Origin of the sequence: Psychromonas arctica, from assembly GCF_038155225.1 — a bacterium.
In the GTDB taxonomy this organism is placed as follows: Bacteria; Pseudomonadota; Gammaproteobacteria; order Enterobacterales; family Psychromonadaceae; genus Psychromonas; species Psychromonas arctica_B.
On the sequence record NZ_JBAKBA010000475.1, the window covers coordinates 1 to 207 of the forward strand.

General features: G+C 33.3%; 1 protein-coding gene. It reads right to left on the reverse strand.

What is annotated here, in order from left to right; all coding sequences use genetic code 11:
* The coding region (locus V6255_RS19130) for a MucB/RseB C-terminal domain-containing protein (protein ID WP_341629498.1) at positions 1-207 on the reverse strand (207 nt) is incomplete at both ends.

Here is a 207-nt window from a genome sequence, read left to right on the forward strand (position 1 = left end):
CTCGATTGAGGCTGCAATTTTTTCTGCAGTAAGAAGTGGAATTACTCCAATAACATTAATTTCAATATTTTCTGTTTGCTTAGTATAAATTAGTGTTACACCGCGTTGAATAATATTCTGCTGTTCTGCTAATACTGTTTGTTTCGTTGATACATACACAGATACACGAACAATACCATCATTCAGCATAATATATGAAACAGGGTC